General features: G+C 45.4%; 11 protein-coding genes. 7 read left to right on the top strand and 4 right to left on the bottom strand.

All coding sequences use genetic code 11. The features are described from left to right. The first annotated feature begins 45 nt into the window (after window positions 1-45). From gcvH to IP510_RS06730, 4 genes are all read left to right on the top strand, one after another. Window positions 46-426: a glycine cleavage system protein GcvH gene (gene gcvH / locus IP510_RS06745; RefSeq protein WP_194363998.1), complete on the top strand. Its 381-nt coding sequence runs from the start codon at window positions 46-48 to the stop codon at window positions 424-426. A 444-nt stretch (window positions 427-870) separates the two neighbouring features. After that, window positions 871-1,629: a nitroreductase family protein gene (locus tag IP510_RS06740; protein WP_194363997.1), complete on the top strand. Its 759-nt coding sequence runs from the start codon at window positions 871-873 to the stop codon at window positions 1,627-1,629. Between the two features lie 159 nt (window positions 1,630-1,788). Beyond that, window positions 1,789-4,686 (top strand): aminomethyl-transferring glycine dehydrogenase, encoded by a 2,898-nt coding sequence (gene gcvP / locus IP510_RS06735; protein WP_194363996.1) that lies wholly within the window; start codon window positions 1,789-1,791, stop codon window positions 4,684-4,686. Window positions 4,687-4,946: 260 nt separating this feature from the next. Then, complete coding sequence (locus IP510_RS06730; RefSeq protein WP_194363995.1) at window positions 4,947-5,621, top strand: esterase/lipase family protein; 675 nt, start codon at window positions 4,947-4,949, stop codon at window positions 5,619-5,621. 68 nt (window positions 5,622-5,689) lie between these two features. Here the strand turns inward: IP510_RS06730 and IP510_RS06725 are convergent, their stop codons facing one another. From IP510_RS06725 to IP510_RS06710, 4 genes are all read right to left on the bottom strand, one after another. Continuing rightward, complete coding sequence (locus IP510_RS06725; RefSeq protein ID WP_320154184.1) at window positions 5,690-7,039, bottom strand: ribonuclease D; 1,350 nt, start codon at window positions 7,037-7,039, stop codon at window positions 5,690-5,692. A gap of 135 nt (window positions 7,040-7,174) precedes the next feature. Further along, on the bottom strand, window positions 7,175-7,768 hold the full coding sequence (gene recR / locus IP510_RS06720; RefSeq protein WP_194363994.1) for a recombination mediator RecR: 594 nt from the start codon (window positions 7,766-7,768) through the stop codon (window positions 7,175-7,177). Between the two features lie 117 nt (window positions 7,769-7,885). Further along, window positions 7,886-8,215: a YbaB/EbfC family nucleoid-associated protein gene (locus tag IP510_RS06715; protein WP_194363993.1), complete on the bottom strand. Its 330-nt coding sequence runs from the start codon at window positions 8,213-8,215 to the stop codon at window positions 7,886-7,888. A gap of 80 nt (window positions 8,216-8,295) precedes the next feature. After that, complete coding sequence (locus IP510_RS06710) at window positions 8,296-9,588, bottom strand: O-succinylhomoserine sulfhydrylase (RefSeq protein ID WP_194363992.1); 1,293 nt, start codon at window positions 9,586-9,588, stop codon at window positions 8,296-8,298. Between the two features lie 434 nt (window positions 9,589-10,022). On the opposite strand from IP510_RS06710, the gene IP510_RS06705 reads away from it, so the two are divergent. The 3 genes from IP510_RS06705 (at window position 10,023) to dusA (ending at window position 14,449) form a co-directional block, all read left to right on the top strand. Continuing rightward, window positions 10,023-11,639, top strand: coding sequence for a phospholipase D family protein (locus IP510_RS06705; protein WP_194363991.1), 1,617 nt, complete (start codon window positions 10,023-10,025; stop codon window positions 11,637-11,639). A 426-nt stretch (window positions 11,640-12,065) separates the two neighbouring features. Beyond that, window positions 12,066-13,370, top strand: a complete 1,305-nt coding sequence (locus IP510_RS06700) for an MFS transporter (RefSeq protein ID WP_194363990.1) — start codon at window positions 12,066-12,068, stop codon at window positions 13,368-13,370. A gap of 107 nt (window positions 13,371-13,477) precedes the next feature. Beyond that, window positions 13,478-14,449 (top strand): tRNA dihydrouridine(20/20a) synthase DusA, encoded by a 972-nt coding sequence (dusA, locus tag IP510_RS06695; RefSeq protein ID WP_194363989.1) that lies wholly within the window; start codon window positions 13,478-13,480, stop codon window positions 14,447-14,449. Window positions 14,450-14,557: the final 108 nt, after the last annotated feature.

Below are 14,557 nucleotides of genomic sequence, written 5' to 3'. Positions count from 1 at the left end.
TCCATTACTTTTGTTAATTAACCTCTATCACTTAGGAGAGAGACCATGAGCAACATCCCAGCAGATCTAAAATATATTGCCAGCCACGAGTGGTTACGCTTAGAAGACGACGGTACGATCACTGTTGGTATCACAGACCATGCTCAAGACCTATTGGGTGATGTGGTATTCGTTGAATTGCCAGATGTGGGCGACATCATCGCTGTCGATGACGAAATCTCTGTTGTTGAATCAGTAAAAGCGGCTTCTGACGTTTATGCACCGATCTCAGGTGAAGTGGTTGCTATCAATGAAGGCCTAGAAGACGATCCTGAAATCATCAACTCTGACCCATACGGCGAAGGTTGGTTCTTTAGAATGAAGCCTGACAACATCGCTGACTACGAAGCACTGTTGACAGCTGATGAGTACGAAAGCGACCTATAAGCTAAGCATGCTCTCAGCGAATAGCGAATAGCGAATAGCGAATAGCGAATAGCGAATAGCGAATAGCGAATAGCGATAATCAAAGTACATCGCTATTTGCCGCTGCACTAGTATTTGTAAGAAATTAGCACTGGTAAGACACTCGCGCTTATAAGATATGAGACCTAACTAATTATTTTGGATACTGGTACTGACTGGTATCCATACCCCCTATTTGAAAACCCTTTCTTATCAAAAGCATCTGCTCATTGGATACGCTTATTATTTGAAAGCAGCTTTATATATAGACCGTCACCAATCATTATCGCCCGATGTTATTGCTCTCAAGCGTTGTCACATTGAATCGTCACCACTGGTGCAAAGCCTATTAAACAGGCATTTGTCATAGTGAATCTGAAAACACGATCTCATACCGATAACCCAACTCCCAGCATGGATCCCAATATGACCACCAACACCGATAATACAGACAGCGTTGCCACGCCCACTCATACGCCGCAGCTTCAAGCGTTTCGCGATATTGTAGAGTCGCGCCGCTCAGTACGCCGCTTCACTGATACGCCAATACCTGACGATGTGCTAGCAGACTGTCTGCGTTTGGCTATGCTAGCGCCGAACTCTAGCAACCTACAGCCGTGGGAGTTTTATGTTATCGATGATGCTGACAATCGCAAACGTGCCATCAAAAACTGCATGAATCAAAACGCTGCAAAAACAGCAGCACGCTTAATCGCAATCGTTGCTCGTACCGATGTTTGGCAAGATCACGCCCAGCAAGTACTGCGCGAATACCCTGACCAGCCAGTGCCAAAGAAAGTGAAAGACTACTACACCAAAGTCGTCACGATGGACTTTTTGCGAGGACCGGCCAATGTGGTTTCGGCCGCAAAATGGGGCGCGACGCAAGTGGTTAGACGGGTAAAAGGCCCAATAAAATCGCCTTACTATACCTTTGAAGATACCAAAAACTGGGCAACCAATAACACCTCGCTTGCCGCCGAAAACCTGATGCTAGCACTACGTGCTCATGGTTTTGACAGCTGTGCCATGGGCGGCTTCGATGAGCCTGCCATGAAGCGATTGCTAAAGTTAGGCAGCGATCAACATATCATTATGATGATTGGTGCTGGCGAACGTGCTGATAACGGTGTTTATAACAGCCAATTCCGCTTTGATCAGACACAGTTTGTACATTACGTATAACGCACTCTATTATTTTATAGTCGGTTCAATATGATTTAAATACAAGGAAGCCGAGTGAAAGTACTACAAATAGTAGACTAAACGAGACTGACACCGTATCTAATTCATAGAGGATTGGCTATAGCTATTTTTTTATTACTCCCCTAACCAAGGATTGTCATGACTATCTCTCAAAACCCATCGTTTGATACCTTTCAAGGCTTGTTCAACGAAGCTGAATTTGTCTATCGCCATTTAGGTTCAAATGACACCAAGCAAGCTGACCTACTCAGTGCCGTTGGTTATAAGGACATGCAAAGCTTTATCAATGACACGGTACCTGAGCCAGTACGTTTGCACAAAGAATTGGATTTGCCATTGGCAATGAGTGAGCATGCAGCACTTGCCAAACTGCGTACGATGGCAGACGACATCACTGTTAACAAAAGCTATATCGGTCAAGGCTACTCGCCTGTGCGTATGCCTGCTGTCATTCAGCGCAACGTCCTTGAAAATCCAGGCTGGTATACCGCTTATACGCCTTATCAAGCTGAAATCGCGCAAGGTCGTCTAGAAGCATTGCTGAACTTCCAACAAGTCTGTATCGACCTGACTGGTCTTGAGTTGGCTGGTGCGTCACTACTTGACGAAGCCACGGCAGCGGCAGAAGCCATGGCGATGTCAAAGCGTGTGAGCAAAAGCAAATCAACGCAGTATTTCGTTGATGAGCGTGTCTATCCGCAGACGCTAGATGTTATCAATACTCGTGCCAAATACTTTGGTTGGGAAGTCATCGTTGGTGATTTTGAAACCGCCAAATCTGGTGACTATTTCGGTGCGCTGTTTCAGTATGTCGGCGCAGAAGGCGATGTTAAAGATTTAACAGACGTTATCGCTGCCGTAAAAGCAAACAAAACCTACGTGAGCGTTGTCAGTGATATCATGAGCTTGGTGCTATTGAAATCACCAGCCGATATGGGTGCCGATGTGGCGCTAGGTAGTACGCAGCGTTTCGGTATCCCAATGGGCTTTGGTGGTCCACATGCCGCCTACTTTGCGTTCTCTGACAAAGCCAAACGCTCAGCACCTGGTCGTATCATTGGTGTGTCAAAAGACTCGCAAGGCAATACTGCCCTACGTATGGCACTACAAACTCGTGAGCAGCATATCCGCCGCGAAAAAGCCAACTCAAACATCTGTACGTCACAGGTATTGCTAGCGAACCTCGCTGGTATGTACGCTGTATACCATGGCCCAAGCGGTGTCAAACGTATCGCGACTCGTATCCATGCCTTTGCAACTGCCTTTGCTGATGCCATCACCGCAGCCAATGACAGCAGCTTGAATGTGGTACACGATCAATTCTTTGATACAGTTGTGGTTGATTGTGGTTCAGAAAAGCTTGCCACACAAATCTTCAAAAATGCAGACAATGTTGGCTACAACTTGTGGCGTATAAGCGAAACCAAATTGAGCGTCGCTTTTAGTGAAACCAGTGATCAGCAAGACTTCAACACCTTGACTCAATTGTTCGTCAATAAGTCACATGACTTGCCTGAAACCGCTCGTATCTCACTCGATAGCGCGCATTTGCGTACTGACGATATTTTGAGCCATCCTGTATTCAACTCGCATCACACCGAGCACGAGATGCTGCGCTATCTAAAGTCGCTTGAAGACAAAGATCTAGCGATGAACCGCAGCATGATTTCACTGGGCAGCTGCACCATGAAGCTCAACGCCACCAGTGAGATGCTACCCATCACTTGGCCTGAATTCGCCAATGTGCATCCTTTTGCACCGCGTGATCAGGTCACCGGTTATATCGCCATGATTGATAGCTTACAAGACCAACTCAAAGCCATTACTGGTTTCGATGATGTGTCTATGCAGCCAAACTCTGGTGCTTCTGGTGAGTATGCTGGTCTGCTTGCCATCCGTCGCTATCATGAGTCATTGGGTGAGACCGATCGTGATGTTTGCTTGATTCCAATGTCGGCGCATGGTACTAACCCAGCGACTGCCATGATGATGGGCATGAAAGTAGTCGTGGTCAAAACCGATGAAAACGGCAACGTAGATATCGATGATTTGACCGCTAAATGTGAAGAGCACAGCGAGCGTTTGGGTGCTTTGATGATTACCTATCCATCGACGCATGGCGTGTTTGAAGAAGGCATCCGTCATATCTGTGATTTGACCCACAAGCATGGTGGTCAGGTCTATATGGACGGCGCGAACATGAACGCTCAGGTAGGCATGATGCAGCCTGCAGACGTTGGCGCTGATGTACTTCACATGAACTTGCACAAGACTTTCTGTATTCCGCATGGCGGCGGTGGCCCAGGTATGGGTCCTATCGGCATGAAGGCGCATTTGGCACCATTTATGGCCAACCATACGCTAAGCCCTGTGCATAATGCACAAAAAGACTGCTCAGCCGTATCAGCAGCACCTTATGGCTCAGCGAGCATTTTGCCTATCTCATGGATGTACATTGCTATGATGGGCCGCGATGGTCTATTAAAAGCCACTGAATTGGCATTATTGAACGCCAACTACGTCGCTGCTGAGTTAAAAGGCCATTACCCTGTCCTATATGCTGGCAAAAACGGCCGTGTGGCTCACGAATGTATCATCGATATTCGTCCACTAAAAGAAGAGACTGGCATCAGTGAAAGCGATATCGCCAAGCGCTTGATGGATTATGGTTTCCATTCACCAACTATGAGTTTCCCAGTTGCTGGTACGCTTATGATTGAGCCAACAGAGTCTGAGTCAAAAGAAGAGTTGGATCGCTTTATCAGTGCGCTAAAGTCTATCAAAGCAGAAGCGATGAAAGCAAAAGCTGGCGAGAATGGTTGGACGCTAGAAGACAATCCATTGGTCAATGCGCCACATACGGCTGCTATGATCACTAGTAGCGAATGGGCGCATCCGTACAGCCGTGATACGGCTGCATTCCCACTGCCTTATATCCGTGCAAACAAGTTCTGGCCAAGCGTGGCACGTGTCGATGATGCGTACGGTGATAAGAATCTAATGTGCTCTTGCCCAAGTATCGAAAACTATCTGTAATCATCATTTTCGATAGTTATTTTCTGTAATAAAAAACCTCCAAGTCAGCAGCTGACTTGGAGGTTTTATTTTATGTATAGTGTTAAATAGCATACCTAAACACTGATATATTCAGAGAACCACTCAATGGCTACAGTGCTACCCTCCCTAGAGGTACTACTGGTACAATCTTCGGTCGGCTGCCTTGTATCCATTTTAGACTTCTTTGACTATAGCATTTACCAAAATTACAAAATCAATTTCACTATGTCGGAGCAGCTATGCCACCAAAAACTCGCGTCATTCTGATACATGGCCTGCATCAAACCGCATGGATTATGCGGCCATTGGCTAAGCGCCTGCAAGCAGCAGGATTTGATACTCATCAGTTTGGCTACCGTAGTATGCGTGATGGTATCAAAACCAATAGCGCACGTCTAAATGATTGGCTAGAAAACAACCATCACCCAGATCAGCCCATAGATCTGGTCGGACACAGCTTAGGCGGTTTGATTATTCGTGATTTCGTCGCTCAGTATCCTAAATGGCAAATTGGACGTTGTGTGACCCTAGGGACACCGCACGTAGGCAGTGTCTGTGCCGATTATATCTGGCGACTGACTCCTGCTGTCGTAGGTCGATCCTATGTCGATGCTTTGGATGGAACCGTTGCGCCCTTACCAGCTCATATTACGCTAGGCGTGATTGCAGGCAACCGTCCTTATGGTATGGGTCAGCTGTTTTTGCAATATCATAATAGCAAGCTGCGCAAATCTGACAAGCCACCCCTTAACGAGCAGCTTGTGCATGACGGGACCGTGTATATAGAGGAAACCAAGATTGAGGCCGCAGCGGACCATATCGTCCTACTCGCCTCGCATACTGGGATGCTCGTGAACCCAGAGGTCGCTGAGCAGACCAGATACTTTTTAGAACATGGACGATTTAAACGCTAAAACCTGAAAAGACGCTTAGACAGAGGTGCTCACTCTTATCGAGTGTTATCTTATTGATCTTTGCCTTATCAAGCATGGATGCCCATACCCTGCTGTAGCTCGGTTTTGTGTTTATTAATGACTGGAATTAAGGTTTGAATCACCCAATCATTGCGCCAGCCTTTGAGTCCTTGCGGTAGTTCGCTGATATCTTTATCAAAAGCCACAACTTCATACAGTTGTCCTAGCCATTTTTTGCGCATTAACACGCTGGCAGGTACGCCGATCGTTTGTGCATGATCATCAATCGCCTGCTGCACCGCTTTTGAGAGTATTTTGTTTTTTGATCGATATGGCGGCAACAGACAAGCAGGATGCTCAGCAGATGGCAACGCTTTGGCTTCTCTGACGATCTTAAGCAACTCTTCACCATAGACTCGTAGCATACTACGGTGCATGGTCGTTTTATTTGACAACTCGCGCATGCTGTTTGGCTTTTCGGTAACAATCTCACGGACGGCTTGCTTTTTAATCACAAACGTACGCGGCTGGTTGGTCGCGCGCGCCAACTCCTCACGCCATGTGGCAACGTCTTTTAGTATTGCCATTTCTTGTGAGTTGTAGCGGTAATCTGCCATCGTCAGGTATACCGCTTCATCTTCAATATGCTGCGTGTTATATAAATCACTGGCATAAAGCTGACAATCAGCCCATACATAATCGTATAGCCCTTGCGATTTCAGGGCGTGCTCGATGCTAAGATACAACGCTGGCAAATAACGCACGTCATCGATCGCATACTGCTCTTGCTCTTCTGATAAGGGACGCTGGAGCCAGTCAGACTGGCTCTGCTCTTTATCAATATGCATATCTAGCTGATCTGCCAATGCCTGCTGATAGCCCATTTGCAACTGTCCTGTTAAGTAAGACAATGCAATCTGCGTATCGAAAATGTTGGTCAGCGGTGGACAACCAGACAGCAGATAAAAAATCCCTAAATCCTCACCACAAGCATGCCAAATCGCCACATCTACTTTGCGTAGCGCTTCCCACAGCTCAGCCAATTGCAGCTGCGGGGCGTCTAATAAATAAACATGGTCACCTGTATTCAACTGTACGAGTGCCAAACGTGGATAATAGGTATCGCGCTTGATAAACTCAGTATCCAATGCCACTCGTCCGCAAGTGGCCAAGGCATCGATGACCTCAGCCAGTTCACTTTGCTTACGTACCCAAGTAATAGCAACGTCATCAGCAATATCCAATAATGCATCGATATCAATTACATCAAGATCAAGCGCCGCAATATCAGGCGTATGAACGTCTGGCTCTGATGGTGATGCTGACATTAACTCAGTATTGGCTACTTCCTGTAATAGACCATCATTGATATCAGAAGGGTTTGAATAAGCTGTAGCGTTTGAAGTGTTGTTGGACACGGGCAGATACCTGCATAAATAGAAAAAATAAAACGCTAAACGGCGTCTTAATAAAATAAAGAGGGAAAACAATTATAGCAATTTCAGGCAATAAAGTGGTCGACACTTTGATGAGATAAGTAGAATATAAAGAGATTATAAGAAAGAGCGATTTTGCATGGCTTGACCAAGCGTCATACTATCAAGATACTCAAGCTCGCCGCCCATCGGCACGCCTTGCGCCAGACGTGTCACTTTATTGACATGACGACTCACTGCCTCACGGATAAAGTGAGCGGTGGTCTGCCCCTCAACGGTCGTCCCTGTGGCCAATATCAACTCCTCCACAGGCTCTTGCTTGACTCGCCAGACCAGCTGATCAATATTTAAGTCGTCAGCACTGATACCGTCAATCGGCGATAAATGCCCGCCCAGCACAAAGTAACGGCCGCGATAGCCAGCGGTTTGCTCAATCGCCATCACATCTGCTGCGGTCTCGACCACACATAATAAAGTGTCATCACGCCTAGGGTCTTGGCATAGTGGACAAACCGCATCATCGCTGAAGCTATGACAACGCTGACATTCAACAATATCACGCATGGCATCATCAAGCGCTTGGGCCAGTGACAGTCCTTGCGGGCGTTTTTTGCTGAGTAGATGCAATGCCATTCGTTGGGCACTTTTTTGACCGACACCAGGCAAGATACGCAGCTGTTTGACAAGCTGATCAAATTTGGCTGTAAGCAAAGTAGCTTCCTTTAGTTGACTTTATCTAACTGAATTTATAAATCGTAGCTATAAAAATGGGGTCGTATCGTGTCGATAACAACCCCATTTTTGTCTTCAGTATGAAGTATTTAACGCTTAGAACATGCCCTGCATACCTGGTGGCAGACCCATGCCTGAAGTCGCGCCAGCCATGGTTTCTTCGTATAGTGCATCCGCTTGACGAACCGCATCATTGATCGCAGCAGCAATTAAGTCTTCGATCATATCTGGCTCATCTTCGAGCAAGCTTGGATCAATAGTCAAACGCTTGACCACATGGCGACCGGTCATGGTAACTCTGACCAGACCACTACCCGATTCTGCATGCACTTCTTTGTTGCTTAGCTCTTTTTTGGCATTTTCAACGTTTGCTTCTACTTTCTTTTGCATCGTTTGTGCTTGTTGCATCAATGCTTGAATGTTCATAGTTGCCTCTTTGTCTTATAATAATAAATGGGATACTTTAAAGTTTAAAATAAAATACTGACGGCATTATACCGCTATCTTTACAAACTGTCTAAACCACGTGCTAAGTCTTTGATAATATCGTCTACATCTTCTAGACCTACCGACAGACGAATCAGACCATCTTTGACGCCAGCTTCTGCTCTAGCCTCAGCAGTCAGGCGAAAGTGAGTGGTCGTCGCAGGATGGGTAATCGTGGTTTTGGCATCACCCAAATTATTGGTGATAGAAACCATTCGAGTTGAGTCAATCACGTGCCACGCAGCCGCTTTTGAGTCAAGGCTAGCAGATGGCTTAACTTCAAAACCCATGATAGCACCATAGCCACCTTTCATATGATGCTGACGTGTGGCAAGCTCGTGCGCAGGATGGTCACTCAGGCCGGAGAAATGTACCGTGCTCACATTAGGGTGATTGACCAAGAATTCTGCGACTTGATTGGCATTTTGACAGTGTGCTTGCATACGTAATTTAAGTGTTTCAAGCCCCTTGGTAAATACCCAAGCATTAAACGGACTCATGCTGATACCGCCTGAGCGCACAACAGTAAACGCTTCTTGCATCAGCTCATCACTGCCAACTAACGCACCGCCCAGCACTCGACCCTGTCCATCCAAGTATTTGGTCGCAGAGTGAATCACCACATCCGCACCCAAGTCTAATGGGCGCTGCAAGGCTGGTGTCGCAAAGCAGTTATCGACGACGAGTAATATATCATTTGCTTTGCATAGCTGACTCAGATAACCAATATCGCAAATCTGCGCCAATGGATTACTTGGACTTTCACAATAGATCACCTTGGTATTCGGTTGAACCGCATTGGCCCATGCGTCATTGTCGAAGCAATCAACATAGCTGACTTCAACACCGAATTTGGCCATATAGTTGTTGAACAGACCGATAGATGAGCCAAATAACTGGTTGGCTGCGAGCAGATGGTCGCCTGATTTGAGATATGCCAAGCACATGGTCAAAATTGCACCCATACCAGAAGCAGTTGCCACCGCACGCGCGCCGTTCTCTAGTGCGGCCAAACGACGCTCAAAGGTGCGCACGCTTGGATTGGTATGACGAGAGTAGACATTGCCCGTCTTCTCTCCATTGAAATGCGCGGCGGCATCGGCAGCTGAAGTGTAAACATAAGAGCTGGTGGTAAAAATAGCTTCTGAGTGTTCGCCCTCATCCGTGCGATGTTGACCTGCCCGCACTGCAATGGTTTGCATGCCATAGTCCAGATCTAAATCTAGCGCATCGTTGCGCCAGTTTGAATCTAACCCATCGTTTGATTTTTTTTGGTTCAAACTATTCTCATCGTGGTTTTGCGACTGACTCATAAACGTTCCGTTACTTTGGTTAATATGTTATTGGATGGTATTTTAATTAAGGTAAAATGACTGCTTATTCTTCTGATTATCGACCGAATTCCTCAGCGTTATCATATCATGTCGACTTATTCCGCACAGCTGGTTTCAGATAGCACCTAAATATTATTTTTGCATACCTAAAAACCCCAAATGCTAACGATTAAATTTCTCCACATATATATTTAAACACTACTTAAAAAACAATGGTTTCGTGAGTAAAACCTAACAAAAATAACGTATTTATAATAGGCAGATATCACAACAGCTGTTAAGCTAGCGACGATTTGGACGCAGCCTTAATTGATATTAGGGTAGAACCGTCACCATTGTCATGTTTGAAAATTGCGCAAACCCTTTAATAAGTTGTTTATCAGTATGTTTAGGCTCACTAAGGTAAATTTGTTATGTCACTGTTCAGTCTAGAATCAAGCCACTTATTATTGAGTCTAACACTAGGGCTGACCTTGGCCTTGAGTGCATGCCAAAGCTTGCCCAAGCAGCCGCATCTGCCTGAAAGCCAAGCGTTATCAGAACGTGTACATGAGCTATATCAAAACGATAATAGTGAGACGATTCAGACGGATCTGGTGTCCGCCATCAGTGCTCAGAGTGATATCCACCCCGATTTGTCAGGTTATCATCCGATAGTGACTGGCGCCAACGCGTTTGCCGCTCGTAGTATCTTGACTGATATGGCCACGCGCAATATCGATGCACAGTATTATATTTGGCATAATGATCAGGCCGGTCAACTGCTCTTAAAAGACTTATGGGATGCCGCTGAGCGCGGTGTTATCGTGCGTTTATTGTTGGATGATTTTAATAACAGTGCCAAGTTTGACCAGCACCTACTACGTTTTGCCAGTCATCCTAATATCGCTGTACGCATTATTAATCCGCTGATGCATCGTAAAATTCCGACGTTGAATTACGTCACAGGGTTGCCACGAATCAATCGCCGGATGCACAACAAGAGCATGACCTTTGATAAGCAGATTACCATCATTGGTGGTCGCAACATTGGCAATGAATACCTAAGTAATGACCAAAGTAGCCAGTTTGCAGATTTGGATGTGCTGCTAATCGGTAAAGTGGTCGCCGATATTGACAACAGCTTTGACAGTTATTGGTCATCTTCTTTGTCGTTTGATATTGAGACATTGGCCAAAGTTGATAAGGATGTGACCCTTAATTTTCCAGCCGCATTGGACAAGCTGGGGCTTGATGAAGAAAACAATGAAGGTAGTAGCTTGACAGTCTATAAAGCGGCCATCAAAGACTCTACGATAGACAGTGATCTGATCAATAAACGGGTACCCTTTCGCTGGACGGATATGCAGTTCTTGAGTGATGACGTCGGCAAACTGAGCAAAAGCGTCCCTACCGACAGCAACTTGGTACACCAATTGCGGACGTTGCTCGGTAGTCCAACCAAGAAACTAACGATTATCTCATCCTATTTTGTACCGACCAAAGATGGCGTCGATACCTTGGTAAAACTGGCTGAATCGGGTGTCGATATCAAGATTTTGACCAACTCATTTGATGCAACCGATGTCACCGCTGTGCATTCTGGCTATAGCCAATGGCGACCGAATCTGTTGCGCTCAGGTGTCAAAATATACGAGCTAAAATCAACCGCTGCTGAAGAAAAACGTGATAATAAGCTGTGGCGCGCACGTAGTCAGTCATCGACCAGCTTGCATGCAAAAACGTTTGCCGTTGATGACTATCAAGTGTTTATTGGCTCATACAACGTTGACCCTCGCTCTGCTAACATCAATACTGAAATGGGTGTCATTATCAATGATGATGAACTTGCCAAACAGCTACATGGTGCTTTAAGCGATGATTTGTTGAATCAAGCGTACGAGGTCAAGCTATTAGATGATGGCAGCTTGCAATGGCACACCATGGAAAATGACAAAGAAGTCGTCTATGACTCAGAACCTAAAGTCGGTATAAGTGACCATGTTTGGCTGACCATTATGTCTTGGCTGCCAATTGACTGGTTACTATAACCCCATTAACCTGCCATATCCTTAATGACAAAACGCTATCCCTATTAATAACACTACTTAAGCGAATAACACTTATTTAATCAGAGATTTTGCGACGGCATGCGAATACGGTACGTTTTTTGCATGCTGTATCTATATTGCTAAAGACTGCTGGAAACTTACCTTGTTTTCCTTTTTATAGTGCACAGATCTTCTTGTCCTGATTATATTAAATTGGAAGTGTTGAGTTGCACGTATTGAACTGAGTACGTCAACCGTTTCTCGGACATACTTCAGTCTAAAACACCAAAATTTACTATTTCTAGACCTATTGTTTTGGCAAGTCATTCTTTATAACCGAATGATTTGCCAGTTTTTTATCATGATCGGTTGTCCAAGCGGCCACCGATTTAATGACCACTTTACTCTGTGGATACGTAATCTATTATGCCATCTCGTTCTCAATATGCGTTAATGTCGACCAAAGACAAAAACACGGTACTGTTTATTAGCTCTATCAGTGCTGTGGTGTTTTTTGATTTTTTGATTTATTTGTACATTGCAGATATCGTGTCGGCCGCGTTTTTTCCTATTGATACCGATCCAAATGTGGCTAAGCTACAAGGGTTGGGGCTGTTTGTCGTCGGTTATTTGGCTCGTCCCTTTGGTGGTATTTTATTTGGTCGATATGGCGATATCATTGGTCGAAAACCGACACTATTGTTCAGCATACTCGTAACCGCTTGTAGTTTGCTCGCCATGGCGGCGTTGCCAACTTATGCGCAGTGGGGCGTTATTGCACCCATTTTGTTTATTTTACTCAGAATCATACAGGGCATGGCATTTGGTCTTTATGTGCCCTTGTCTTGGGTGTTTGTCGCAGAGCACGTACCTCGGCAGTATCTGTCGGTGGCCTGTAGCTACGTGACGGCCAGCTTTTTGGTAGGTGTGCTCTTCTCTAATGCATTTTTTATGTGGCTGTCTAGCTTTATGACGTCGGTACAGTTGGCTGATTATGGCTGGCGTTTACCGTTTTTGGTTGCTGCGGTATTGAGCTTTTTGCCACTAGCGTTCTGGCGACTGGTTGGAGAGACACCATTTTTCCTTGCATTAGATAAGCCTAAGCTTGGCAAAGCGGCACGCCAACCGCTCACCATGCTTTTTAAACGCTGTAAGCACAGTATATTTGTGGGCATGGTACTCACTTTGGTGATATCCAGCGTGACTTCTGTCATCGTACTACTACTACCGGATCTGATAGAGCTTAACTTTACCTTAGACAGTGATTTATTTGGTTTTTCCCATAGCTTGGGTATCGTATTCATGATTATCGGCTGCATATTTTATGGAATGATCTCTAACCACGAAAATTTTGGCAAAATACTGGTCATTGGCTCTACTCTCTTAATCGCCCAAATACTAGCCTTCTTTTATCATCTGCAAGCAGGCGGCGATTATATCTTGATCATGTATGCGCTTTTAGGATTCTGTTCAGGTATCGTCGGTATGGTGCCAGCCATCTTAGTACAATTGTTTCCCACCAATGTACGACTGACGGGTATCGCTTTTTGCTATAATATTACTTACGGTGTCGTTGGAGTACTGATACCTTTTGGACTTGGCTATGCCACCACATTGATCAGCTTTTCACCTGCACTCTACATTGTGTTTATTGGCTTTATCGGTATCATTATGGGCATGTATTTTTATAATCTTCCTGAATTCAAAAAGATTGATCACGTCGTCACATAAATATCAGACGGTATACGTACAATGATTGACACTAAGGTGCAATGGTATCGCTCATCCATTGCACCTTATCCATTTATTTAAGACACGAATATTAAGGCTCAATAACCATGGTTGATATGACCAACAAACGCCTCTCAGTCGCTCCTATGATCGACTGGACTACAACAGACTATCGCTACTTTGCGCGACTGTTTAACCCGCATACGTATTTATATACCGAGATGATCAGCACTGGTGCATTGATTCATGGTAATCGCGCACGGCACTTGCGCTTTGATACGCTTGAGCACCCACTTGTCTTGCAGCTTGGCGGCGCTGATATTGATGAGATGACACAGTGCACCGAGTTTGCTCAGAAATATGGCTATGATGAAGTCAACATTAATGTTGGTTGCCCCTCGGATCGCGTACAGCATAACAAAATAGGTGCCTGTCTGATGGCAGAGCCTAAGACCGTTGCTGATTTGGTCAAGCATATGCAAGCCGCCGTCGACATACCAGTGACCGTAAAGCATCGTATTGGTATTGATGATTTTGATAGCTATGAGTTTATGGTGGATTTTGTGCAGACAGTGGCAGACGCTGGCTGTACGCGATTCACCGTACATGCGCGTACCGCATGGCTGCAAGGGCTGAGCCCAAAGCAAAATCGCGAAATACCGCCGCTACGTTATGAGGATGTGTACCGTTTAAAACAGGACTTTCCTGAACTGGATATCGAAATCAATGGCGGAATTGATACGATTGAAGACATCAAAACACACTTGCAGCATGTCGATGGCGTGATGATTGGGCGCGCGTTTTATCACAACCCTTACCTGCTAGCAGAAGCCAACAGCTTATGGGGCGAGGCAATACCCAAACGCTCGGACATTTTGGCGCGGCTTTATCCTTATATACAAAAGCAAATCGAGAAAGGCGAAGCGCTACCCACGATGACGAGACACTACTTAGGACTGTTTCAAGGGCTGACGGGTGCGCGCAAATGGCGACAAGCGTTGAGTGGTAAACCTCAACTAACGCTTGATGATGTTAAACGAGCGGCCGATGAAGTGTTGGCGCTCAATCCTGATGCCTAGCCCAATCTCTATCTATTATTGGCTACATGTATAGTCATTCCACTATAAAAGTATTACTGCGTTAAACTCGCTTGAAGTATTAAATATACATCTACGCTCGGTTGCCTT

The sequence above is a fragment of the Psychrobacter sp. NG254 genome (genome assembly GCF_015277735.1).
Classification (GTDB): Bacteria; Pseudomonadota; Gammaproteobacteria; order Pseudomonadales; family Moraxellaceae; genus Psychrobacter.
Note: the sequence above shows the minus strand (reverse complement) of the source record. Positions and strands in the feature narration are given on the sequence as shown.